Annotated in this window: 22 protein-coding genes; 20 read left to right on the plus strand and 2 right to left on the minus strand. The window is 35.9% G+C overall.

Features of this window, described 5'->3' with window-relative positions; all coding sequences use genetic code 11:
• The first annotated feature begins 33 nt into the window (after positions 1-33).
• The 10 genes from cysI (at position 34) to HMPREF3239_RS07555 (ending at position 11,220) form a co-directional block, all read left to right on the plus strand.
• The gene (gene cysI / locus HMPREF3239_RS07510; protein WP_070855225.1) at positions 34-1,755 is read left to right on the plus strand and encodes an assimilatory sulfite reductase (NADPH) hemoprotein subunit; all 1,722 of its coding nucleotides are present in this window, start codon (positions 34-36) and stop codon (positions 1,753-1,755) included.
• A 35-nt stretch (positions 1,756-1,790) separates the two neighbouring features.
• Positions 1,791-2,555, plus strand: coding sequence for a uroporphyrinogen-III C-methyltransferase (gene cobA / locus HMPREF3239_RS07515; protein WP_070855226.1), 765 nt, complete (start codon positions 1,791-1,793; stop codon positions 2,553-2,555).
• 50 nt (positions 2,556-2,605) lie between these two features.
• Complete coding sequence (locus HMPREF3239_RS07520; protein ID WP_070855227.1) at positions 2,606-3,217, plus strand: NAD(P)-binding protein; 612 nt, start codon at positions 2,606-2,608, stop codon at positions 3,215-3,217.
• Between the two features lie 20 nt (positions 3,218-3,237).
• A complete protein-coding gene (locus HMPREF3239_RS07525) occupies positions 3,238-4,113 on the plus strand; it encodes a sulfite exporter TauE/SafE family protein (RefSeq protein ID WP_053028926.1) in 876 nt (291 codons plus the stop codon).
• Positions 4,114-4,158: 45 nt separating this feature from the next.
• Positions 4,159-5,337 carry a sulfate adenylyltransferase gene (gene sat / locus HMPREF3239_RS07530; RefSeq protein WP_070855228.1) on the plus strand — a complete coding sequence of 393 codons (1,179 nt, stop codon included), beginning with the start codon at positions 4,159-4,161 and terminating at the stop codon, positions 5,335-5,337.
• A gap of 15 nt (positions 5,338-5,352) precedes the next feature.
• Entirely contained in the window at positions 5,353-5,952 is a 600-nt protein-coding gene (cysC, locus tag HMPREF3239_RS07535; RefSeq protein WP_070855229.1) for an adenylyl-sulfate kinase, read from the plus strand.
• Between the two features lie 556 nt (positions 5,953-6,508).
• Positions 6,509-7,282 (plus strand): CHAP domain-containing protein, encoded by a 774-nt coding sequence (locus HMPREF3239_RS07540; RefSeq protein WP_053028921.1) that lies wholly within the window; start codon positions 6,509-6,511, stop codon positions 7,280-7,282.
• 178 nt (positions 7,283-7,460) lie between these two features.
• Positions 7,461-7,715, plus strand: coding sequence for a hypothetical protein (locus tag HMPREF3239_RS07545; RefSeq protein ID WP_070855230.1), 255 nt, complete (start codon positions 7,461-7,463; stop codon positions 7,713-7,715).
• Between the two features lie 225 nt (positions 7,716-7,940).
• The gene (locus HMPREF3239_RS07550) at positions 7,941-9,233 is read left to right on the plus strand and encodes an anaerobic C4-dicarboxylate transporter family protein (protein WP_053028919.1); all 1,293 of its coding nucleotides are present in this window, start codon (positions 7,941-7,943) and stop codon (positions 9,231-9,233) included.
• Between the two features lie 364 nt (positions 9,234-9,597).
• Complete coding sequence (locus HMPREF3239_RS07555) at positions 9,598-11,220, plus strand: BCCT family transporter (protein WP_053028918.1); 1,623 nt, start codon at positions 9,598-9,600, stop codon at positions 11,218-11,220.
• Between the two features lie 59 nt (positions 11,221-11,279).
• Here HMPREF3239_RS07555 and HMPREF3239_RS07560 read toward each other — a convergent pair whose 3' ends face one another.
• Positions 11,280-11,834 (minus strand): choline uptake/conversion transcriptional regulator CudC, encoded by a 555-nt coding sequence (locus tag HMPREF3239_RS07560; protein WP_070855231.1) that lies wholly within the window; start codon positions 11,832-11,834, stop codon positions 11,280-11,282.
• A 262-nt stretch (positions 11,835-12,096) separates the two neighbouring features.
• Here HMPREF3239_RS07560 and betB point away from each other — a divergent pair, with 262 nt between their 5' ends.
• The 9 genes from betB to mbcS all read left to right on the plus strand — a co-directional run bounded on the left by betB (position 12,097) and on the right by mbcS (position 24,641).
• Positions 12,097-13,587 carry a betaine-aldehyde dehydrogenase gene (gene betB, locus HMPREF3239_RS07565; RefSeq protein ID WP_053028916.1) on the plus strand — a complete coding sequence of 497 codons (1,491 nt, stop codon included), beginning with the start codon at positions 12,097-12,099 and terminating at the stop codon, positions 13,585-13,587.
• Between the two features lie 139 nt (positions 13,588-13,726).
• Entirely contained in the window at positions 13,727-15,436 is a 1,710-nt protein-coding gene (gene betA / locus HMPREF3239_RS07570; protein ID WP_141763606.1) for a choline dehydrogenase, read from the plus strand.
• 217 nt (positions 15,437-15,653) lie between these two features.
• On the plus strand, positions 15,654-17,918 hold the full coding sequence (locus tag HMPREF3239_RS07575; RefSeq protein WP_070855247.1) for a transcriptional regulator AryK: 2,265 nt from the start codon (positions 15,654-15,656) through the stop codon (positions 17,916-17,918).
• Positions 17,919-18,064: 146 nt separating this feature from the next.
• A complete protein-coding gene (locus tag HMPREF3239_RS07580; RefSeq protein ID WP_070855233.1) occupies positions 18,065-19,240 on the plus strand; it encodes a M20 family metallopeptidase in 1,176 nt (391 codons plus the stop codon).
• A 12-nt stretch (positions 19,241-19,252) separates the two neighbouring features.
• A complete protein-coding gene (locus HMPREF3239_RS07585) occupies positions 19,253-20,638 on the plus strand; it encodes an MFS transporter (protein ID WP_070855234.1) in 1,386 nt (461 codons plus the stop codon).
• 183 nt (positions 20,639-20,821) lie between these two features.
• Positions 20,822-22,003 (plus strand): amidohydrolase, encoded by a 1,182-nt coding sequence (locus HMPREF3239_RS07590; protein ID WP_070855235.1) that lies wholly within the window; start codon positions 20,822-20,824, stop codon positions 22,001-22,003.
• 117 nt (positions 22,004-22,120) lie between these two features.
• Positions 22,121-22,333 carry a sterile alpha motif-like domain-containing protein gene (locus HMPREF3239_RS07595; protein WP_053028911.1) on the plus strand — a complete coding sequence of 71 codons (213 nt, stop codon included), beginning with the start codon at positions 22,121-22,123 and terminating at the stop codon, positions 22,331-22,333.
• Positions 22,334-22,404: 71 nt separating this feature from the next.
• Positions 22,405-22,878 (plus strand): antibiotic biosynthesis monooxygenase family protein, encoded by a 474-nt coding sequence (locus tag HMPREF3239_RS07600; RefSeq protein WP_053028910.1) that lies wholly within the window; start codon positions 22,405-22,407, stop codon positions 22,876-22,878.
• 167 nt (positions 22,879-23,045) lie between these two features.
• Positions 23,046-24,641, plus strand: a complete 1,596-nt coding sequence (gene mbcS, locus HMPREF3239_RS07605) for an acyl-CoA synthetase MbcS (RefSeq protein ID WP_070855236.1) — start codon at positions 23,046-23,048, stop codon at positions 24,639-24,641.
• Positions 24,642-24,738: 97 nt separating this feature from the next.
• On the opposite strand, the gene HMPREF3239_RS07610 is transcribed toward mbcS, so the two are convergent.
• Positions 24,739-25,509, minus strand: a complete 771-nt coding sequence (locus HMPREF3239_RS07610) for an SDR family NAD(P)-dependent oxidoreductase (RefSeq protein ID WP_218117668.1) — start codon at positions 25,507-25,509, stop codon at positions 24,739-24,741.
• A 128-nt stretch (positions 25,510-25,637) separates the two neighbouring features.
• Between HMPREF3239_RS07610 and HMPREF3239_RS07615 the strand changes: the two genes are divergently transcribed.
• Entirely contained in the window at positions 25,638-26,519 is an 882-nt protein-coding gene (locus tag HMPREF3239_RS07615; RefSeq protein WP_070855238.1) for a LysR family transcriptional regulator, read from the plus strand.
• Positions 26,520-26,721: the final 202 nt, after the last annotated feature.

Consider the following 26,721-nt stretch of genomic DNA (forward strand, 5'->3'; position numbering starts at 1 on the left):
CGCGATGTGTACTAATAGAAAGGGTGGTACTTAATGGCTAAGACAAATAAGCAGATGTCAGATGAACTGGATAAGAAGCTAGATGCTTTAGAATATTTAAAAGACGAAAGTAATTATTTGCGTGGGACAATTGAGCAAGGCTTAGCAGACCCACTTACTGGTGCCATTTCAGATGATGACACTAAACTATTGAAATTCCATGGTAGTTATCAACAAGATGATAGAGATTTACGCGATGAACGTCGTAAACAGAAGTTAGAACCAGCCTATAGCTTTATGATTCGTGTACGTCTACCTGGTGGGACTGCGACACCTGAACAATGGATTGCCATGGATGACATTTCAAACAACTACGCAAATCATACATTGAAATTAACGACACGTCAGACGTTCCAATTTCACGGCATTTTAAAAAGAAATTTAAAAACATCTATGAAGAAAATTAACGAATCAGTACTTGATACGATTGCGGCATGCGGGGACGTGAATCGTAATACAATGTGTAATCCTAATCCATATCAATCACATATTCATAAAGAAATTAACGATTATGCAACTCAAATCAGTGACCATCTATTACCTAAGACGAATGCCTATCATGAAATTTGGTTAGACGGCGAAAAAGTATTAGATTCTTCAGAAGAAATCGAACCAATGTATGGTAAGAAATATTTACCACGTAAATTTAAAATTGGTATCGCACTACCGCCATCTAATGATATTGACGTGTATTCTCAAGATATCGGGCTTATCGGTATTGTTGAAGATGGAACACTTATCGGATTCAATGTCACAATTGGTGGCGGTATGGGTATGACACACGGAAATACCGATACGTACCCACAAGTTGGTCGTTTAGCTGGCTTTGTTCCTAAAGATAAAGTCGTTGATGTTTGTGAGAAGATCTTAACCATTCAACGTGATTATGGTAATCGTGAGAACCGTAAGAACGCACGTTTTAAATATACAGTTGACCGCTTAGGCGTAGATAAGGTTGTCGAAGAATTGAATACGCGTTTGGGTTGGGACATTGAAGATGCGCGCGACTTTGAATTCGAGCACAATGGTGACCGTCTAGGTTGGATAGAAGGTGACGAAGGTGTTTGGAATTATACGTTATTCATTCAAAATGGACGTGTGAAAGATACAGAAGATTATCAATTAAAAACGGCATTACGAAAAATTGCAGAAACACATACGGGCGACTTCAGATTATCTCCAAATCAAAATTTAATTATTGCGAATGTAACTCCTGAGAAAAAAGAAGAAATTCAAAATCTCATCGATCAATATGGTCTTACAGATGGTAAAAATTATACAGGACTAAGACGAAACTCTATGGCATGCGTTGCATTCCCAACATGCGGTTTAGCTATGGCTGAGTCAGAACGTTATTTACCATCATTAATTTCTAAGATTGAAGATTTATTAGATGAAGCGGGTGTGAATGATGAAGAAATCACAATCCGTATGACAGGTTGTCCAAATGGTTGTGCAAGACCAGCACTTGCAGAAATTGCATTTATTGGTAAAGCACCAGGTAAATATAATATGTATTTAGGCGGTGGCTTCAAAGGTGAACGCTTAAATAAATTGTATAAAGAGAATATTGGAGAACAAGAAATTCTTGAAAGTTTACGTCCAATTCTAATGGACTATGGTAAAGAACGTCTTGAAGGTGAACACTTCGGTGACTTTGTTATTCGCTCAGGTGTTGTAGCCAAAGTTCATGGCGGACAAGATTTCCATAGTTAAAGTTTGAGATAAGTTGTTTTAAACGGGGTGACAACATGGGGAAAGTTTATCTAGTAGGTGCAGGACCTGGCGATCCTGAGTTACTAACGATTAAAGGTATGAAAGCCATTCAAACGTCAGATGTCATTTTATATGATCGCTTAGTTAATAAAGATATTTTAGAATTAGCTAAACCTGGGACGAAGTTCTTCTATTGTGGTAAAGATCCAAATAAACATTCCTTGCCACAGGAAGAAACCAATCGTATGTTGGTCAATTTAGCGAAAAAAGGTCATGTTATCACTCGTTTAAAAGGTGGTGACCCATTCGTCTTTGGGCGTGGTGGTGAAGAAGCGGAGATCTTGGCACATCATCAAATTCCATTTGAAATCGTGCCAGGTATTACATCCGGTATTGCTGCACCGGCTTATGCAGGTATTCCTGTCACGCATAGAGATTATAGTTCGTCAGTTGCATTTGTAACGGCGGTGAATAAACCAGGTATGTCTAAAGATGATTATTGGGCACATTTAGCACATGGCCCAGAAACACTGTGTGTGTATATGGGCGTCAAACGCTTACCTGAAATTTGTCATTTACTTATAAATCATGGTAAATCCATAGACACTCCTGTGGCGCTCGTACATTTAGGTACGACATCGTCTCAAAAGACCATCGATGGTACATTAGGGAACATCGTAGAACGCGCTTCAGAAATTCAAAATCCAGCTATGATTATTATTGGTGATGTTGTCCAAATGCGACACAAAATCAGCTGGTTTAAAGAACAAACTTCAGATTTAGAAATGACGTTACCTTAATTTTAATAAATAAAATATGAAACATAATTAATGTTCAAGGAGGAAGCAATATGAGCAGTATGCCACTTATGATTGATTTACAAGATAAAAAGATTGTCATTGTTGGTGGTGGGAAAGTAGCAACGAGACGAGCAACATCTTTAGTAGAATACGGTGCCCATGTTCATATTGTTAGTCCTTCAATCACCACAGAATTACATACATTACTGCAGCAACAACGTGTCACGTGGTCTGAAAAAGGTTTTGAACCACAAGATATAAGTCACGCATATCTAGTCATTATTGCGACTGATCAACCAGAAGTAAATCAATACGTTAAAGATAGTTTGCCAGAAGGTATGCTATTAAATCATGCGGCTGATGCTTCTGCTGGCGATGTGACGTTTCCTAGTGTGCTGAAACGTGGCAAATTAACCATTAGTGTATCGACTGATGGTGCAAGTCCTAAATTAGGACGACAAATTATATCGACATTGCAAGATACTTATGATGAACGATATGAAAACTATATCGATTTTTTATATGAAAGTAGACAACGTATTAAAGCGTCAACGATAGAGCCATCTAGAAAGCAAGCATTATTACAACATGTATTGTCTGAGGACTATTTGGATGAGGAGAAACAAATTGAATTCATGCGATGGCTTCAATCACAAGTTTAATGTCAGGGGGCATGTGATATATGAGGAAATTATTTATATTTGCATTAGCTGGTTTTTTAGCCCAACTTGTTGATGGATCACTAGGAATGGGATTCGGTGCCTCATCATCTTCCATATTATTAACTTATGGTATTGCACCAGCAATTGTATCGGCGACGGTGCACTTTTCAGAAATAGCGACGACTGCTGCATCCGGAACATCACATTGGAAATTCGAGAATGTGCATAAGCCAACGATGTTAAAGTTAGCGATTCCAGGTGCCATCAGTGGCTTTATTGGTGCAGGTCTGCTGACACAAATACATGGAAATTATATTAAACCATATATCGCATTGTTCTTACTTTCAATGGGGTTATATATTTTGTATCAATTTTTATTTAAAAGAAATAAAGAAATCCATACGCATGTTGGTAAGTTAAGTAGCTTTAAGCTAGTACCTCAAGGTGCCATCGCTGGATTCTTAGATGCAATTGGTGGCGGCGGTTGGGGACCCGTTAATACACCTTTGTTATTAGCGAGTCACAAGATACAACCACGGTATGCGATTGGTACAGTATCCGCGAGTGAGTTTTTTGTAACATTATCAACGTCATTAAGTTTCATCATCTTCTTAGGTATTACACAAATTAATTGGTGGTTTGTGATTGCATTAAGTGTTGGTGGCATGGTGGCGGCACCTATTTCAGCTTACTTAACTAAGATATTACCTATTAATATTTTAGCCATTTGTGTGGGTGGATTAATCATCTTTACCAATAGCAACGCATTAATGACGTATTTTGTACATGATGACACAATTACAAATGTTGTAAGATTCGCAATTGTTTGTGCGATTGTGATACTTGTTATTATCACTGTCATTCGCAACAAAAAATTGTCTTTTTCTTATAAATAAAACCGAGTAAACTAATCTAATTAATTGGAAAAGGGGTTATCAATAATGGCAACACATGAACAGATTATTAATTATACGATTAAACCACATGGTGGCGAGTTAATTAACCGTGTAGTAGAAGGCGAAGAAAGAGCACATCTTCTTGAAGCAGCACAATCTTATAAAGTGATTACGTTGAATCCTTGGTCAATTTCTGACTTAGAATTAATCGGCATTGGTGGTTTTAGTCCATTAACAGGGTTTATGGGCGAAGCGGATTATACTAAAGTAGTTGAAACAACACATCTTGAAAATGGATTAGTGTGGAGTATTCCGATTACATTACCAGTTACTGAAGAAGAAGCGGATAAATTAGCTATTGGCGATGACATCGCTTTATATGGCGAAGATGGCGAATTATATGGCACATTGAAATTAGAAGAAAAATATACGTATGATAAGACTAAAGAAGCGCAAAATGTCTACGGTACAACAGATGACGCCCATCCAGGTGTTAAAAAAGTGTATGACAAAGGTAATGTGTATCTAGCAGGTCCAATTCAATTAATCAATCGACCTAAACATGATGAATTCTCTAATTTCCATTTAGATCCAGCAGAAACACGTCAATTATTCCATGATTTAGGATGGAAGACTGTCGTAGGTTTCCAAACAAGAAATCCTGTTCATCGTGCACATGAATATATCCAAAAATCTGCATTAGAAATTGTAGATGGTCTGTTACTTAACCCGTTAGTAGGAGAAACGAAAGCAGACGATATTCCAGCAGATGTTCGTATGGAAAGTTATCAAGCTATTTTAAAGAACTATTTCCCTCAAGATAGAGCGCGTTTAGTCATTTATCCAGCAGCAATGCGTTACGCTGGACCACGAGAAGCGATTCTACATGCGACCGTACGTAAGAACTATGGTTGCACACACTTCATTGTGGGTCGTGACCATGCAGGTGTAGGCGATTATTACGGCACATATGAAGCACAAGAATTAATTTCTCAGTTTGAAGATGAATTAGATATTCAAATATTGAAATTTGAGCATGCCTTTTATTGTGAAAAATGCGGTAACATGGCTACAGCCAAAACTTGCCCACACGATGCATCAGAACATGTGCACTTAAGTGGTACGAAAGTAAGAGAAAAATTAAGAAACGGTGAATCATTACCTACTAAATTCTCTAGACCTGAAGTAGCGGAAGTCTTAATTAAAGGTTTAAAACAAAATTAATTCGGAGGGGTTAACATGAGTCAATCAACGAATATTACATGGCACGATTCTGAAGTTACCAAGTCAGATAGACAACAACAAAATGGTCATAAAAGTGTAGTGATATGGTTTACAGGATTATCAGGCTCTGGGAAATCAACTGTATCCGTTGCACTTGAAAAAGCATTGTTCCAATTAGGGAAGCATTCCTATCGCTTAGACGGAGATAACGTCCGTCACGGTTTAAATAACAACTTAGGCTTCAGTCCAGAAGATCGTAAGGAAAATATTCGACGTATCGGTGAAGTGAGTAAATTGCTTGTAGATGCAGGTACAATTGCTATTACAGCTTTTATCTCGCCGTACAGAGCCGACCGTGATGACGTTCGTGCCATTTTAGAGGATGGCGAATTCATTGAAGTATATACAGCATGCAGCGTTGAAGCATGTGAACAACGTGATCCTAAAGGCCTTTATAAAAAGGCACGCGCTGGCGAAATCAAAGAATTTACAGGTATTAGTGCACCATATGAAGCACCACATCAACCAGAAATTACAATTGATACTGAACATCAAAGTGTAGAAGCATCAGTTAATACAATTATTGAATACTTGAAAGAAAAGCAATATATTTAATGAAAGCAAGCGTATTGTCAGTTATTTTGAAATTGGCAATACGCTTTTTAATTGTCAATGTTGAGAGCATTACAAATTTCAAAACTATATCGTGGTATGACCCTCTTTTACAATGCCTACTTGTCGGTTATAGGCTGTTCTAATGCTTATGATTACATATCATCCACTCTAAAATGACTTCCCTCTATTATGAGAAAACGCTTTATACTTCCCACTTTTCATGAAATAAAACATGTCTAAAATAATCAGATAAATTACAAAGCATGTGAATACACTGTTGATTAACGTGCTATAAGTCTTGGCACAGGCGTATTTTACAAGTTGTAATATAAGTCTATGTTTATTACATGCGAAGTAAAATTATTATGATTCATTTACAAAGCCTTAACATTCCACACAAACCCTTATGTGTCTGTTAGAGTATGTCTTGTCGTTAATTAACGAAGAAAAAATTACTTAAAAACATTTTGAATTGAATGATTTAAAATTTCTAATATGTCAATTGCAGGTAGCCACGAGATAAAAAGCTTTAAACATTCTAGGAGGATATTTAATTATGAAAAAGATCGCTACAGCTACAATCGCAACAGCAGGTATTGCAACATTTGGATTAGCACATCAGGATGCAGACGCAGCGGAAAATAATAATGGATATAACCCTAATGACCCATATTCATACAGTTACACATACACAATTGACCAACAAGGTAATTACCATTATCAATGGCAAGGTAACTGGAGCCCAGCTCAAGCGCAACAAAGTGGTCAACAATACACTGGCAACCAAGCAGTAAACAATACACAATCATACAATAACTACAATTACAACTACAATAACAATCAATCTAGCCAAAATACACAATCTTACACAGCAAACAATAATGCTGGTGGCGGTTTAGGTGCTAACTATTCAACTTCAGATCGTAACGTTAAAGTAACAACTCAAAACGCACCAACTACTCAATCAACAAGCTCAAGTAGTGCAGCATTATCAGGTAAATCAAGTGGCGGTGCAAACCTATACACTGCTGGTCAATGTACGTATTATGTATATGACAAAGTAGGCGGTAAAATTGGTAGCACTTGGGGCAACGCAAATAACTGGGCAACTGCAGCTGCTGCAGATGGCTATACAGTTAACAACACACCTAAAGCAGGTGCAGTAATGCAAACGTCTCAAGGTGCATACGGTCACGTTGCATACGTTGAAAGTGTTAACGCTGACGGTTCAGTTAAAGTTTCAGAAATGAACTATAACGGTGGACCTGGTGTCGTATCATCACGTACAATCTCAGCTAGCCAAGCTGGTTCATATAACTACATTTCATAATTTGAAATCATTTTAACCACGATGCCTAATCTAACGGCGTCGTGGTTTTTTCTTTTTGGAAAAGGGCATGTCGAGATAGCGCATCGTGTGATTGAAGCGGAGGTATAACGGGAAACACAATAATAAGTGAAATTAATATTAGATTGTATATGTGAATCGTAAAGGAGGGTGACTAAAGATGACGTTTGATGTAATCAAATGGATTATATTAGCATTAATTATCATCGTAACGATTGCGGTGATATGTGGCCTTATTTGGGGATCATTACTAGAAGAACGTGCGTATGATAAGCGTTCAAAAAAAGAAAAGCGTAAAGAAACTGAGAAAAATGTAGAAATGGCTAAAGGTCATACTGAAGATAAAGAAATCGAGGGTGATTACGAAGCGGCCCCAATTAAAAAAGGAACACTCAAAGATGACCATTCAAAATAATGGATAATATCGACCTTGAAAGATGCTAGAAGCAGCATACTTTCAAGGTTTTTTAGAGTGGGATAATAGTTAATTGGAATGAATATGTCAGAATGTGAGTTCACATTTTATTTACATTTAATATTTTAAATTATCTACAATTCTATACTTTTGACATCTTCAAGTGATAAACTATTTATGTTAAAAAAATCACAATAATTTTCAGAAAAGTTAGGAGCTTTCATCATGCTACTGTTTGTAGTAGAAATCATCATAATGATACTAGCTATATTATTAGGGCTTCGTGCGGCTGGTGCATTAGGGTGTGGTATCTTCGCCATTGTGGCACAACTCATAATGATCTTTGGCTTTCAATTGCCCCCAGGTTCAGCGCCTGTTACTGCAGTATTAATTATTTTATCCATTGGTATCGCTGGTGGTACCTTGCAAGCTACAGGAGGTATTGACTATTTAGTCTTTCTCGCTTCCAAAGTTATCGAACGCTTTCCAAGATCGATTATTTTTATAGCGCCAATGATTGTCTTTTTATTTGTGTTTGGCGTAGGTACAGCAAATATTGCGTTATCCTTAGAACCTATTATTGCCAAAACTGCGGTTAAGGCTAATATACAACCTAAGCGACCGCTTACTGCTTCTGTATTGACTGCTAATTTAGCTTTATTATGTAGTCCGGCAGCATCAGCAACAGCCTACATTATTTCGGTAATGGCGGGTTATCATATATCGATGGGACAATATTTAAGTATTGTATTACCTACAGCGATTATTACAATGCTAATGTTAAGTGTCTTTTGTACGTTTGTCGGTCGAAAGACATCAGTTACGCCGAGTGAAATGGCGCATACACCTGAAGTATCTGTTAAACAATCATTTTCAACTAAAACTAAATTAGGTGTAGTTAGCTTTTTACTGTGTGTGTCAGCAATATTAACATTTGGTATCTTTCCAAATTTAATGCCAGCCTTTAACGTCGATGGTGAACAAGTTAACGTAACAATGACAGAAATTGTACAGTTCTTTATGTATTTGAGTGTTGCGATTAATCTATTAATGATGAAGATTAATACGAGTGATATCTTGTCTTCCAATATTGCACAATCCGCTATTGGTGCACTCTTTGCAGTACTCGGACCTGGCTGGTTAGGTGCAACTGTATTTAACGCACCTCAAAACTTAAAAATTATTCAAGAGGATATCGGACAAACAATCCAATCTATACCTTGGTTAGTCATTGTCTTAGTTGCTGTAGTGGCGATGATCGTCATCTCTCAAACTGCAACCGCATCGATTATGGTGCCAATTGTTATGAGTATGGGCATTCCACCAATGTACTTTATTGCAATGGTGCAAACGCTCAATGTCAACTTCGTTATTCCTGCACAACCAACGCTATTATTTGCGGTTAATTTAGATGAGACTGGACGTACACGAGCGACAAGTTTCATTATTCCAGGATTCTTTGCGATTGGCGTATCGATTATAGTTGGATTCTTAATAAAATCGATATTAGGATTTTAGATATAGAGAGTACAAATTTTGGGGCGACATGCTCGATGATTTGTAGTCTTTTTTAGGAGTGAAATGAGAAATTTAAAAAATGTTAAATAAATATAAATTCATTATAAGGGTATGATTATGCAAAAATAATACAAAATAAAATTTGTTAAATACGTTAAGTTTAAATTTAACACTGTTGTTATAGCAATTTCTAAAGCTTTAAAATATGTCTGAAATATATATTTATTCAATAAACTGAAAAGTATAATTTGAATGTAATTTGCATTTTTATTTAATTTTAGATATCGTCAATATGTGAATAAACCGTGACAAGAAAGTGGTTTTTTAATTTTTATCGAAACAACTATTTTGAGGAGGAACATAATTGAAACGAGAAAAAATTATGGATTGGCCGACTTTTATAGGGACGGTAGTCGTATTACTTGTGGCTGTTACACCGATGATGATTTTTCCGGAAGCCAGTGAAAAAGTAATTACTGATATCAACAGTGCGATATCCAATTCAATTGGATCAGTGTATTTATTTATGGGATTAGCCGTTTTATTCTTTGTATTATATATTGCGTTCGGTCGCTACGGTAATGTGACGCTTGGAAAAGCAACGGATAGACCTGAATTTAATAACTTCAGTTGGGCGTCTATGTTATTCTGTGCAGGTATTGGATCAGACATATTATATTGGGGTGTCATTGAGTGGGCGTTCTATTATCAAGTCCCACCAAATGGTGCAAAAGCGATGTCAGATGAAGCACTTACATATGCCACGCAATATGGTATGTTCCATTGGGGACCAATCGCATGGGCGATTTATGTCTTACCAGCACTACCTATTGGTTATTTAGTATTCGTTAAGAAACAACCTATTTACAAAATTAGTCAAGCATGTCGTCCAGTTCTTAAAGGACAAACAGATAAATTTTTAGGTAAATTAGTAGATATATTATTCATTTTCGGACTACTTGGCGGGGCTGCAACATCACTTGCGCTCGGTGTTCCTATGATTTCTGCAGGTATTGAGAAATTGACAGGTATCGATGGCGAAAATATGGTTGTACGTTCAATTATCTTATTGACGATCACAGTTGTGTTTGCAGTAAGTTCTTATTCTGGTCTGAAAAAGGGAATTCAAAAATTAAGTGATGTTAACGTATGGTTATCATTCTTATTACTAGGCTTTGTGTTTATCGTGGGTCCTACCATTTTCATAATGGAAACGACAATTACAAGTTTTGGTAATATGCTAAGAGACTTCTTCCATATGGCTACTTGGATGGAACCTTTCGGTGGAATTGAAGGACGCAAAGAAACTAACTTCCCACAAGATTGGACAATATTCTATTGGTCATGGTGGTTAGTATATGCACCATTTATCGGTCTGTTTATAGCGCGTATTTCAAAAGGACGACGCCTTAAAGAAGTTATTTTAGGTACGATTATTTATGGTACATTAGGTTGTCTATTGTTCTTTGGTATCTTTGGTAACTATGCAGTGTACTTACAGATTACAGGCGAATTTAATGTGATTAACTTTTTAAATACGCATGGTACTGAAGCGACGATTATTCAAGTAATGCATCAATTGCCATTCTCAACATTGATTGTTGTATTATTCTTGATTTCTGCTTTCTTATTCTTAGCAACAACATTTGATTCAGGTTCATATATTTTAGCTGCTGCATCACAGAAAAAAGTTGTTGGCGAACCATTAAAAGCTAACCGTCTATTTTGGGCATTTGCGTTATGTTTATTACCTTTCTCACTGATGTTAGTTGGAGGAGAACGTGCACTTGAGGTATTGAAAACTGCATCTATCTTAGCGAGTGTGCCATTAATTGTGATATTTATCTTTATGATGATTTCATTTATTATTACGCTTAATAGAGACCGGATTAAACTGGAAACAAGGGCAGATAAGCATAAAGAAATTGAACGACGTTCATTACGTATTGTTCAAGTTAAAGAAGAACCACATGATGATAACTTATAAATAATAAAAAGCTAGAAGATTTTCGAAGTGTCATACTTTCGAAAATCTTCTAGCTTTTTTTAAATATCTTCTTTTTCTGGAATTGGGTAATGTTCGAAGATTTGGCCACTTTCAATCGCGTTACTTAAGTTTTCAAGCCATTTACAATATTGCTTTGTATGATCTAATTGTGCTTGGATTTTATCAACTTCTGCTTTAGATGCTTCGTCTAAGTCAGCGTTTTTTAAGGTTTCATCTAACAATAATTGCGCTTTTTCAACGGCCTCTAAGTTCGTGTCAACTTCACGTTCCCATTTTTGTGTAAAGAAGTTACGGAAAAAATGGAAGAAGTTCTTCTCTGCAATGAAGTGTTGCTTTCTGCTGCCACGAGTGAATTGCTGTTTCACGATATCAAATTCTTGTAGTTTTTTGACACCAGCACTCATGCTCGGCTTGCTCATTTGCAAATGTTCACGCATCTCATCAAGCGTCATACTGCCTTCAAAGACCATTGTGCCGTATAGATTACCGACGCTACGGTTTGTACCATACAAATCCATTGTTTCACCGATTGAATTGATAACAAGATCTTTTGCTTCTTCAATTTTTTGGTCATAATTCGTTGAACGTGCCATGGTGCACCTCCATTGTTACTTATTAGTTTTTTAAAGAGAAATAAACGAAGACGTTCATTTTTCAATTCTAAATCATTATAAAGTGTTTGGTGAAAAGTTTCAAAATCGCATATTTATTATTAGCACTTTTGACACTATATTTTCAAGTCTATCTCAAAAGTTGTGTCGTTTTATATCGTTTGCAAGGCTATGAAAAGTATGATAACCTAGTTCTGTAAAATTCGTTAAATAAAAATTTAACAAACTTAACGGAGGTCGTTTGATGGAACTTGTAGAGAAATTGTCTAACCGTCAGTATATCGATGGTGAATGGGTAGAAAGTTCAAATAAAAATACAAGAGATATTATTAATCCTTATAACCAAGAAGTTATCTTTACGGTTGCAGAAGGTACTGCTGAAGATGCAGAAAGAGCAATACTTGCAGCACGTCGCGCATTTGAAGATGCCGAGTGGTCATTAGAAACAAGTGAAGTCAGAGGTAAAAAAGTAAGAGCGATTGCAGATAAAATTACAGAGCATCGTGATGAATTAGCTAAATTAGAAACATTAGATACTGGTAAAACATTAGGAGAATCATATGCAGATATGGATGATATCGCCAATGTATTTACTTATTTCGCTGGATTAGCAGATAAAGATGGTGGCGAAATCATCAATTCACCAATTCCAAACACTGAAAGTAAGGTCGTTAAGGAACCTGTTGGTGTCGTAACACAAATCACGCCTTGGAATTATCCATTACTTCAAGCTTCATGGAAGATTGCACCAGCATTAGCAACAGGATGCTCACTTGTTATGAAGCCAAGTGAAATCACACCGTTAACTACAATTCGTGTATTCGAATTGATGGAAGAAGTTGGCTTCCCTAAAGGTGTTATCAACTTAGTATTAAGTAGTGGTGAAGAAATCGGAGATACACTATCAGGTCATGAAGAAGTAGATTTAGTTTCATTCACAGGTGGCATTGAAACAGGTAAACATATCATGAAGAATGCTGCTAATCATGTTACTAACATTGCATTAGAACTTGGTGGTAAGAATCCTAATATTATTTTTGATGATGCTGACTTTGAAGTTGCAGTGGATCAAGCCTTGAATGGTGGTTACTTCCACGCAGGTCAAGTATGTTCAGCAGGGTCACGCATTTTAGTACACAACAACATTAAAGACGACTTTGAGAAGGCGTTAATTGATCGTGTAGGTAAAATCAAACTTGGTAATGGTTTCGATGATGATACTGAAATGGGACCTGTAATTTCTACAGAACACCGTAGTAAGATTGAAAACTACATGGAAATTGCAAAAGAAGACGGCGCTACAATCGCAATTGGCGGTAAACGCCCAGAACGAGAAGATTTACAAGCTGGCTTATTCTTTGAACCAACAGTAATCACTGATTGTGATACGTCAATGCGTATCGTTCAAGAAGAAGTATTTGGTCCAGTTGTGACTGTTGAAGGATTTGATAGTGAAGAAGAAGCAATTAAATTAGCTAATGACTCTATTTATGGTTTAGCAGGTGCAGTCTTCACTAAAGATATCGGTAAAGCACAACGTGTAGCCAATAAATTAAAACTTGGTACAGTTTGGATTAATGATTTCCATCCATACTTCGCACAAGCACCATGGGGTGGTTATAAACAATCAGGTATTGGACGTGAACTAGGTAAAGAAGGATTAGAAGAATATTTAACTAGTAAACATATTTTAACGAATACAAATCCTGAGCCAGTGAACTTCTTTAGCAAATAACAAATCCATGCAAGAGCGATAGAGTCGTAATATAAATCAGCTATGCGACTCTATTTATTTGAGTTATAAAGTTGTACGTATCGAACTTAAAAGCATGAAATATAAAGACATCATAATCAATTTAAGGGAGGACGAATTTATAATGAGTAAAAAGAAATCATATGATTACGTCATTATTGGTGGCGGTAGTGCCGGTTCAGTATTAGGTAATCGTTTAACAGAAGATAAAGATAAAGATGTATTAGTGTTAGAGGCAGGACGTAGTGACTATCCTTGGGATTTATTCATTCAAATGCCAGCAGCGTTAATGTTCCCATCAGGTAATCGTTTCTACGATTGGATTTATCAAACAGAAGAAGAACCACATATGGGACGTAAAGTAGACCATGCACGTGGTAAAGTTCTTGGTGGCTCTAGTTCAATAAACGGTATGATTTACCAAAGAGGTAACCCAATGGACTATGAAGGTTGGGCTGAACCAGAAGGTATGGAATCATGGGACTATGCACATTGCTTACCATACTTTAAACGTCTAGAGAAAACATACGGTGCTACACCATTTGACCAATTCAGAGGTCATCACGGTCCAATTAAATTGAAACGTGGTCCAGCAACTAATCCATTATTTAAATCATTCTTTGATGCAGGTGTAGAAGCAGGATACCACAAAACAAAAGACGTTAACGGTTATAGACAAGAAGGATTTGGACCTTTCGATAGCCAAGTGCATAACGGACGTCGTGTATCAGCATCAAGAGCCTACTTACACCCAGTAATGAAACGTAAAAATTTAACTGTTAAAACACGTGCATTTGTCACTAAAATCCATTTCGATGGTAACAAAGCAACAGGTGTAACATTTAAACGTAATGGTAGATACCATACGGTTGATGCAGGTGAAGTTATATTATCTGGTGGTGCGTTCAATACACCTCAATTATTACAATTATCAGGTATTGGTGACGCAGAATTCTTGAAATCTAAAGGAATCGAACCACGTATGCATTTACCAGGCGTCGGAGAAAACTTCGAAGACCATTTAGAAGTATATATTCAACATGAATGTAAAGAACCAGTGTCATTACAACCAAGCTTAGATGTTAAACGTATGCCATGGATTGGTTTACAATGGATATTTGCACGTAAAGGTGCTGCTGCATCAAACCACTTTGAAGGTGGTGCTTTCGTAAGATCTAACAACCAAGTTGCTTATCCAAACTTAATGTTCCACTTCTTACCGATTGCTGTAAGATATGACGGACAAAAAGCACCAGTAGCACATGGTTATCAAGTGCACGTAGGACCAATGTATTCAAACTCACGTGGTAGCTTAAAAATTAAATCAAAAGACCCATTTGAAAAACCAAGTATTGTCTTTAATTACCTTTCAACAAAAGAAGACGAGCAAGAGTGGGTTGAAGCAATTCGAGTAGCTAGAAATATCTTAGCGCAAAAAGCAATGGATCCATTCAATGGTGGTGAAATTTCACCAGGACCATCCGTACAAACAGATGAAGAAATCTTAGATTGGGTACGTAAAGATGGTGAAACAGCATTGCATCCATCATGTAGTGCTAAAATGGGACCTGCATCAGATCCAATGGCAGTTGTAGACCCATTAACTATGAAAGTTCATGGTATGGAAAATTTACGTGTTGTTGATGCATCAGCAATGCCACGTACAACAAATGGTAATATTCATGCACCTGTATTAATGCTTGCTGAAAAAGCAGCAGATATCATCCGTGGTAGAAAACCATTAGAACCACAATATGTTGATTATTATAAACATGGTGTGAGTGATGAGAATGCTGGTGCAATGGAATTTGATCCATATTATCAACACTAATTGTAAAACAGTATATTAATACTAAAAAATAGAAAAAGAAGATAACTTAGGGAGCGGGACGCTGAATTCAAAATGAATTCTGTTCCGCTCCCAATTTGCTTTTTAATACCTTATTTAATCCGTTCAGTATTGTATCTCATGTTTTCAATCTTCATAGTCATTGAATTTTGATATGATAGTTAAGAAGAAGTGGTTTAGAAGGGTGGATGAAGACCTCTTGAATACAAATTATGAAATCACGTTCGACACGAAAAAAGAAGATGTCGCTTCTGATTATTTATCATTGAACTTAATATTAAAAGGCAATGTCACTTGTCAAAGTGAGAATCAAAATAGACAATATCACGTTGGCGATTTAATTTTAATTAATAGCTATCAAAATTTTTTGATTCTAGATGATACAGATGTTAGCTATATGTCACTACGACTGTCAAATAAGTATTTCTCTCATTATATTGAAGATAAGAATATTTATTTTCACTTTGAAGAGGTATCTCAGAAAATACATAATGACATTAAAACGTTATTGGCTAAAATAGGCATTACCTATTTAAGGAAAGGGAAGTTTCATCAATTGCATATGGATCAAATGATGATTCAATTAATCGAGATGCTAGTGAAATTTATTCCGTATCAGTCAAGACAAGAAATGATACATGAGCAAAATAAAGATGACGTTTTTGCTAGTCTTGCCTCAGAATTTATTAATCAACATTACATGGAACATATCGGTTTAGATGACTTAGCAGACTATATCAATTTATCTAGTTCATATACGTCACGTTTATTCACAAAGAAATTAGGAACGTCGTTTAATAGCTATCTTAATAAAGTTAGAACGAGAAATGCTGAACATGATTTAAAATATACTGATATTTCAATTACCGATGTTGCTTTGGGGAATGGATTCTCCAATTCGACATCCTTAGCTAAAAACTTTAAATTATGGTATCACATGACGCCAAGTGACTATCGTAAACAATATCATGTTGAAGATAGCCACCAATCGGATATCAAACCAATGAATAAGCAAAGTATCAGACGGTATATTCAATATTTATCGTCGTTTGTGAATAATCAAATGGATGTCGTCATTCAATCAGCAGAACCTCAAAAGGAAATTGACATCCAGTTAGATGACAGTCTTGGGCACTTAAATAAATATAACCATATCGTTCAAATAGGAAGTATTGTTAATTTGCGGGTACATCGCTATAGAGAACAGTTATTAGAAGTAAAAGATAGAATTGGATTAGATACGGTTCTTGTACAAGATTTAGTTAACGATAACGCTTGGAAAGAGCATGTTGTCGCATCAGATGAAATTATTTCGCATAGCCATCAATATATGACGTTAGATGAATGTTTATTATTCCTTATGAATCACCAAATACATTTGAGTATTCGTCTGAGACCGCCACGTAGCGCTCCAGCATTTCAATCGTATTGTGCGCATTGGATAGAGATTCTTAAACATTTTATAAATATGACCACACACAGTAGTAGCATGCAACTATCAGTGATTATAGATGCCATTGCGTTGAAACAATATGTACAATTATATGATGTATTTAAACATTATATTTCTAACGTGAAATTTATTGTGCATGACCAAGACGTTAGTGATAATAAGGATAATTTGAAACAATTATTTAAAGATCACGCTGAAAAGGTGCATATGTTAGCGTTCGAAGCCAATCAGAATGACGTCGTTAATTTAGAAGTGTCTGAAGATATACAGTATCAATATGCGAAAAATCATATTAACGAAACAGTAGAAGCCTTACTCGAATGGCTTCCAGCCAATCATAAAGCGATTCCACTTATGTTGCTGAATTGGAATACTTTAACCGGCAATTCTAATTTGACAAATGGCGAGTATTTTAGAGCGGGTATTATATTTAAACAGTTATTAGATATCAATGAGAAAGTGTGCACAGTAGGTTACTGGTTGAACTACGAATTACATCAAAAGTATGGTGTCATGAATGAACATCGTCTGATGGGAATTGATTTATATCATCAATTTGATGGCAAGCGACCTGCATTCTTTACAAGTAATTTCTTTAGAATGTTGCAATCTCATGTGAGATTCCGCAATGAGGAATGTATGGTTGTGGGTGATGATACGCATCTTCAAATCGTTGTGTGGGATGCTGATCATTATAATCCATATTACACTATTTCAGAACAGCCTAATGTAATGGAGAAACGGAACTTTAAACTTGAAATTAAAGACCTTCAAAGTGGCCTATATAAAGTTAAACACTATACGTTAGATAAAGAGAATGGCGCGTTATATCGTGTATGGCAACAACATAATACAACGTATGGTATGGACCAAGAAACGATTGATTACGTGAACCGTATTTCATACCCTAGATTAGATATTTCAGAACTAGAAGTAGCGGAAACACTAACGTATCATTTAAAAGTAATGACGAACTCCATCCATATCATAGAAATAAATAAATACGTATAATTAGGAGAATGACAAAAATGTATCATTAATTTTTGTCATTCTCCTTTTTAAATTAAAAAATTAAACAATTTGGTGTCTAAGAGGACATAGATTAACTATTAAATTGAGAGATAAACGATACAATTATAGGTGAGGAGAGATGAATTATGAATAAACAATTAATTAACACTTTACAAGAAAAAGAAGCACGTATGATTGAAATAAGAAGATATTTACATGAACATCCTGAGTTATCATTTAAAGAAGAAGAAACACCAAAATATATCGCGGATTTCTACAAAGATAAAGATTGTGAAGTAGAAACGAATGTAGGGCCTAATGGTGTTAAAGTGACGATAGATAGTGGCAAACCTGGTAAAACGATTGCGATTCGAGCAGATTTTGATGCTTTACCAATTAAAGAAGCTACAGGTTTACCATTCGCATCAAAAAATGAAGGCGTGATGCACGCTTGTGGTCATGATGCGCACACAGCTTACATGTTAATTCTAGGTGAAACATTAATAGAAATGAAAGATCAATTTAAAGGTAAAGTGATTATTATTCATCAACCAGCAGAAGAAATGCCTCCAGGTGGCGCACAAGGCATGATTAAAGATGGCGTACTTGATGGTGTAGATCACGTTTTAGGTGCGCATGTGATGAGTACGATGGAAGCCGGTAAAGTCTTCTATAGAGAAGGATTTGTTCAAACTGGACGTGCCTACTTCAAATTAAACGTACAAGGTTCAGGTGGTCATGGCTCTTCACCACATATGGCTAATGATGCGATTGTAGCAGGCGCTCAATTTGTTACGGAAGTACAAACGATTGTATCTCGACGACTAAGCCCATTTGAAACAGGCGTGATTACAATCGGTTCATTTGACGGCAAAGGTCAATTTAACGTGATTAAAGATGCAGTAGAACTTGAAGGTGATGTTAGAGCGTTAACCGATGACACACGTGACACAATTGAAAAAGAATTAAAACGTTTAGTTGAAGGTCTTGAAGCAACATTTGGCGTAACGTGTGATTTCGAATTTAAAAAAGATTATCCAGCATTATATAACGACCCTGAATTTACACAATATGTTGCACAAACAATTCAAAACGCGGATGCAGATGATATCAAAGGTATTGAAGTTTGTGAACCTCAACCACCATCAGAAGACTTCGCTTTCTATGCAGCAACATTACCAAGTACATTTATTTATTCAGGTGCTGCACCAAAAGATGGTAAAATTTATCCACATCACCACCCAAAATTTACAATTGATGAGTCATCAATGTTAGTAGCTGCAGAGACAGTAGGGACAGTCGTGTTAGACTACTTAAGTTAAGGAGAGAGCATTATGGAAATGAGACAACAACAATTCACTGGAAATAATAAACTTTTATTAGGTATTGTACTTGGAGTAATTACATTTTGGTTATTTGCGCAATCACTACTTAACTTAGTACCAACCATACAACATTCGTTTTCAAGCAGTATTGGTACAACGAGTATTGCGATAAGTATTACGGCATTATTTAGTGGGATGTTTGTCGTTGGTGCGGGTAGTTTCGCTGATAAATTAGGCCGAGTAAAAATGACATATATTGGCTTAGTATTGAGTATTATTGGGTCATTATTAATTATTGCGACACCATTTACTTCAATGTTAATTCTTGGACGTATCATTCAAGGGTTATCAGCGGCGGCGATTATGCCTTCTACTTTAGCGATTATTAAAACGTATTATCAAGGTTCAGATCGACAACGCGCGTTAAGTTTCTGGTCGATTGGTTCATGGGGTGGTTCAGGGTTTGCTTCTTTATTTGGCGGTATGATTGAAACGGCAATTGGTTGGCGTTGGATTTATATTATTTCTATCATTGTAGCGATTGTAGCGATTCTTCTAATTAAAGGAACACCTGAAACAAAATCGAATCAAACAACAAATACAAGATTCGACTTTTTAGGTTTAACATTGTTTGTCATTATGATGTTAAGTATTAATGTGGTGATTACACAAAGTGCTAAATTAGGGTTATTCTCACCAATCATTTTAGCGTTAATTGCAGTATTTATTATTTCAACGATTATCTTTGTACGTGTAGAAATGAAAATGCATCACCCATTAATTGATTTTAAATTATTTAATAATAAAGCGTATACAAGTGCTACAATTTCTAACTTTATGCTTAATGGTGTTGCTGGTACGTTAATCGTTGCGAACACATTTGTACAACAAGGTTTAGGTTTTTCAACATTCCATACAGGATTACTTTCAATTACGTATCTTATTACAGTATTATTGATGATTCGTGTCGGTGAAAAAATCCTTCAAAAAGTTGGTGCAAGAAAACCTATGTTACTAGGTACTGCACTCAATATGGTAGGTATATTGTTAATCTCATTTACATTCCTATCTTCACAAATGTATGTAGTCGTTTGTGTCATTGGTTATTTATTATACGGTTTAGGCCTTGGTTTCTATGCGACACCTTCAACAGACACTGCCATTTCAAATTCTCCTGAAGATAAAGTGGGTGTAGCATCAGGTATTTATAAAATGGCATCTTCACTTGGTGGTGCGTTTGGTATCGCATTATCAGGTACGATATATGGTATAGGTGCAACCATGGTTAATATTAATTTTGGTGCCATGTTAGGATTGTGGTTGAACATTTTAATGGCAATCATTTCATTTATTGTCATACTCATAGGTGTTCCTAAACAACAATCTAAATCATAGAGTGATATTTAATGAAATAGAAGCGTATGCAAGAATTCTTTGGAACTTGCATATGCTTCTTTTTTTCGGGAAGAGAAGACCATACAGAGATGTGAAATTAAAAAATGGTTTAAGTTATAAGAAACCGTAGCGCAACATTGAAAATAGAGAAAGGCATATAATGAGAAAAAAGGAGTGGATAGCATGACGAAAGATTTAGTAAAACGTCTACAAGATAAAGAGGAAAAGATGATTGAAATACGTAGACACTTACATGAACATCCAGAATTATCATTCCAAGAGTCAGAAACACCGAAATATATCGCCGAATTTTATAAAGATAAAGATTGTGAAGTAGAAACGAATGTCGGTCAAAATGGTGTGAAAGTGACAATCGATAGCGGCAAACCAGGAAAAACGATTGCGATTCGAGCAGATTTTGATGCTTTACCAATTCAAGAAGATACGGGCTTATCATTTGCGTCTAAAAATGACGGCGTTATGCATGCATGTGGACATGATGCGCATACAGCGTACATGTTAATCTTGGCAGAAACATTAATTGAAATGAAAGATCAATTAAATGGTAAAGTGATTGTGATCCATCAACCTGCTGAAGAAATGCCTCCAGGTGGCGCCAAAGGTATGATTGAAGATGGCGTGTTAGATGGTGTCAATCATGTGCTTGGTACACATGTGATGACTAATATGGAACCTGGTAAAGTGTTCTACCGCCCTGAAAATGTGCAAACAGGTCGTTCATACTTTAAATTAACGATTCAAGGTGAAGGAGGTCATGGCTCATCACCACATACTGCAAATGATGCGATTGTTGCTGGTGCAAACTTTGTTACAACTGCGCAAACGATTGTTTCCCGTCGACTTAACCCATTTGAAACAGGCGTTGTAACGATTGGTTCATTTGATGGGAAAGGTCAATTTAATGTGATTAAAGATAAAATTGAACTTGAAGGTGATGTTCGAGCGCTAACAGATGCTACACGTGATCGCATTGCTGAAGAATTACAACGCATGGTTGAAGGTCTTGAAGCCACATTTGGTGTTAAATGTGACTTTGAGTTCAGTAAAGATTATCCTGCACTCTATAATGACCCTGAATTCACGAATTATGTAGCAGAAACAATTAAAAATGCTGATTTAGATGACGTAAAAGGGGTAGAAGAATGTGAAGCACAACCCCCATCAGAAGATTTTGCATTTTATGCTAAAACATTACCAAGTACATTTATTTACTCAGGTGCTGCGCCACAAGATGGTAAAGTGTACCCGCATCATCACCCTAAATTTAATATTGATGAGAAAAGTATGTTAGTCGCGGCAGAAGCTGTAGGTGCAGTTGTGTTAGATTATTTGACTTCTAAATAAATCCAATTTTATTTCACTTTAGCCAACAAAGCTTAAAAAAGTGTTGGCTTTTCAGTACTAGTGTAATACTACGTATCATGATAGTATAAGCGTATATCTAAACGCTGGGGTGAGATAATGAGTTTTTACGAGTTTATGCAAGGATTTATTGGTGACCAAACCCCTTTGGGAGAACTTGCACATTGGATTAGTCAAGATCAACATTTTCCTAAGTATGAGCGTATCTCTGACAATATACTTAGCTATTTTACGACAATTGCAACATTGGACCATGAATTTTTAGAAATCGTGAAGCGATCTATCTCGCTTTATGAACAAAGCCAATTATAATGACCGAATGAATATAGATATACAAATTAAATCGTAGCTCAATGCTAGTTTAGAAATGAAGGATAAGAATCATGATTTTAAAAGACAGTTATAAAACATATGTAGTAGAAGAAAAGGGCGACAACATCATTTCAATAAAGAAAAATAACGATGAACATCAATACGATGTATTAGAGGTAATTGATGATTTATCTAATGATTCTTTTTGTGTTTTAAATCATTTGTACGTCAATGAAGGTATGGAGGATGCATTTGAGAAGAAATTCTTAGAACGTCCTAAATATTTACAAAATGTACCAGGATTTAAAGCTTTAAGATTTTTACGTCCGCAAGTAGCAGGACGACACTATATTATTTTAACTTTATGGGAAGAACGTCAGGCATTTTATGATTGGCAAAATTCCAATGAATATAGTCAAACGCATAAACATAGAGGCACTGATAAAGGTGTTGATCGTGACATAGTGAATCGTGATTTATCATATAATGTGCGAATTGAGTTAGCAGGTTTAGAATCAAAATTAAATTTAAGTAATATTTTTTAATATAGATGTAAAGATTAAGCCATTTGCCGTCATTTTTCGGCATCTGTGCTTAATCTTTTTCATTTTTCAACGTAGGATTAAAACGTTTACATAAAGGCTTTTGATTTCATCGGACTAAAGCGTTTGATAAGATAATAAATAAGGTCGAACTGAAAGGGAGTATAGTAATGGATAATTCAAGTTTATTGGCACCAGAGACTTACAATATTGTTTCTGAAATTGAGAAACATGCTTCTAATACATCTAAGAAAGCCCTCATTTATGAAAATGGGGTAGATGAACCAATTACAGTGACATATTCAGAACTAATCAAAAATGCAAATAAAGTGGGACATGTATTATTAAATCATGGACTTCAAAAAGGCGATAAAGTATTAATTATGATGCCACGCGCAATCATGACATATGAACTTTATCTTGCTGCTCTAAAATTAGGTATCGCGATTATACCTAGTTCTGAAATGTTAAGAACAAAAGACTTACAATACCGTATTACACATGGTGAAATTAAAGCCGTGATTGCCAAATCAGACTTCATCGAAGAATTTAAAGGTATTAAAGAGTATGACACATTAACAAAATTTATTGTTGATGGCCATGAAGCGGGTTGGACAAGCATCGAAGACGAAAAAGCATCTCAAAGTGATGTACTTGATATAACGCGTACATCAAGAGACGATCTAGCAATTCTATCTTATACGTCTGGAACAACAGGTAATCCTAAAGCTGTTACACATTCTCATGGTTGGGGCTATGCACATATGAAAATGGCGCCAGAACACTGGTTATGCATTAGAGAAGATGATTTAGTGTGGGCAACTGCTGCGCCAGGTTGGCAAAAATGGGTTTGGAGTCCATTCTTATCAATTATGGGATCAGGTGCTACAGCATTTGTTTATAACGGTAAATTTAACCCTTCACGCTATCTTGAATTATTACAAGACTTTAAAATTAACGTCTTATGTTGTACGCCAACAGAATATCGTATGATGGCGAAATTGGATCATTTACAAGATTATAATTTAGACCACTTACATAGTGCAGTATCAGCAGGAGAACCATTAAACCGTGAAGTGGTAGAACAATTCCGCAATAACTTTGATTTAACAGTACGTGATGGTTATGGTCAAACTGAAAGTACATTATTGATTGGTTTCTTGAAAGACACTACATCACGACCAGGGTCTATGGGGAAAGAAATTCCGGGCAGTCGTGTTACGATCGTTGATGATGAAGGCCAAAAGGTGGAAACAAATGTTAAAGGTAATATTGCATTACCGCTTGATTTCCCAGGTTTATTTAAAGGCTATTATAAAGATGAAGAACGTACAAAAGCAGCTCAAGCAGGTGACTATTATATTACTGGAGATTTAGCACATATTGATGAAGATGGCTATTTCTGGTTTGAAGGTCGTCGAGATGATATTATCATTAGTTCAGGCTACACAATTGGACCATTTGAAGTTGAAGATGCTCTAACTAATCACCCAGCAGTAAAAGAATGTGCTGTTGTTGCGAGTCCTCATGAAATTCGAGGTAATATCGTTAAAGCTTTCGTTATTTTACAAGATAACTATCAAGGCAATGATGAACTAGTTAAAGAATTACAAACCTTTGCGAAGAATGAAGTTGCACCGTATAAATATCCACGTGCAATTGAATTTGTAACGTCACTACCTAAAACAAATTCAGGTAAAATCCGTCGTGTTGAATTACGCGATGCAGAGCGTGAGAAATATAATAAAGCAAACGGCTTTAAATAATAGAATATTTAATGAATGAAAAGACGGGAGTGGGACAGAATTTTTTTAAATTCGTTGTCCCACTCCCGTCTACATTTTGCATTATAGGTCGCAATGATTATCTCGCTGTATAACCACCATCGACCGTTAATACTGCACCTGTAATAAAGCGTGCTTCGTCACTTGCTAAGAATAATACAGCATTAGCGACATCTATAGGTTCACCTAAATAACCAATTGGATGACGTTCAGACATTTTAGCAGTATAAGCGTCTAAGCCACCTTCTGTTTCAGCTCCTAATTTCTTCACTAAAGGTGTTAAAATTGTACCTGGATGTACAGAGTTAACACGAATACGATCTTTACCGAAGCTGATGGCATCTTGACGTGTCATGTTTGTCACTGCACCTTTTGCTGCTGCATAAGGTGTTAATTCATCAGTACCAACTAATCCTAAAATAGATGAGAAGTTGACGATAGAACCGCCACCATTGTCACGTAATAAAGGCACTGCATGTTTTGTACAGAAGAATACGCCTTTTACATCAACAGCAAATACTTGATCCCATTCTTCCTCTGTGAGTTGGTCCGTCGTTTTATCTGCACCAGTAATACCAGCGCAATTGATAAGTATATCTAATTTACCAATGTCCTGTTTAATGTGTTTAAAAGTTGCTTCGACACTCGCTTCTTTAGAAACATCTAAAACATAACCATAGACATGTTGATCTGTCGTTTTAGATAATGTGTCGACGGCTTGATTAACGATGTCTTCCTTAAGGTCTGAAATAATGACTGTTGCACCTTCTTCGGCGAAACGTTTAGCTGTTTCAAAGCCCATACCACCACCAGAACCAGTAATTAAAGCAACTTTATTTTCTAATCTCATAATGATCCCCCTTTTTCAAAGCTGAAATAATTGCCATTACGATTTAATGGTAGCACCCGCAATAAATAATGTATAATTCATAATAATTATATTTTTATAACTTAAAGTTATGAAAAGAGGTGTAAGATATGGAAATGACTAAACTGAACTATTTTAAAGTTGTGGCTAAAATGAATAATATGACTGAAGCGGCTAAGCAATTAAATATTTCACAACCGGCCTTAAGTAAAGCGATAGCTTCAATTGAGGATGAATTGGGTGTAGCATTATTTGATCGAAAAGGACGACAAATCTATTTAAATCGTTATGGTGAATTAATGCTGAATTATGTGAATAGTGCAGTTAGGGAGCTTAATGAAGGTGAACGTATCATTAAAGAATTAATCGGTGTTGAAAGTGGTCAAGTTTCGTTTGCCATTACCTTTCCACATGTAATGCCATCGCTCATTCAAAGCTATGTGGCACTACATCCGAATATCAAGTTAAAACAGTATCAAGCTGTGTCTGAACGCGCTACGCAATTAATATTAAATAATGACGTGGATTTTGCAATAGCGTCATCTGAAATTGAACATAAAGACGTGATTTGGGAACCTATCATTCAAGATGACATTTATTTAACAATTAGTAAAGATCATCCGTTTGCTCAATATGACACTATTAATTTACAACAGATTAAAGACGAACGATTAATCGGTCAAATAGAAGGTTATGGTTTTCGGGATAGGATAGATTACATCTTAGAACAAGAAGGGATTGTTCCAAATTATCAAATCGAAGTTGAAGATTCGAGTGCAATTTTAAAATTAGTCGCGATGAATATTGGCGTTTCATTTACGCCTAAGCAAGCTTTAAGAGGACTTGATGAGCAAATTGTAGCGATACCCATTGATAATGCCCTTTGTTACCGCATGATTGGTTTGGCATATAAAAAAGCCCATTATTTTACAGAAGTAGCGGCATCATTTAAGACGTTTGTAACGCATTATTTTCAAAATGATATCCAATAATCTATAACTATATAAATAGTATGACACAATTAAAACGTGTGAAATAGGCATAATGGTATGTATTCAAATGTCTATGTAACGCTTTAATTGTGTCTTTTTTATAAACCTTTAACATAAATATGATGTTTTTAATTGTATTTATTTATATTATATGACATACTCAATATTAATTAGTATGACATAATAATTAATTGAGGTGACA

Origin of the sequence: Staphylococcus sp. HMSC34C02 (assembly GCF_001838705.1) — a bacterium.
Taxonomy (GTDB): Bacteria; Bacillota; Bacilli; order Staphylococcales; family Staphylococcaceae; genus Staphylococcus; species Staphylococcus borealis.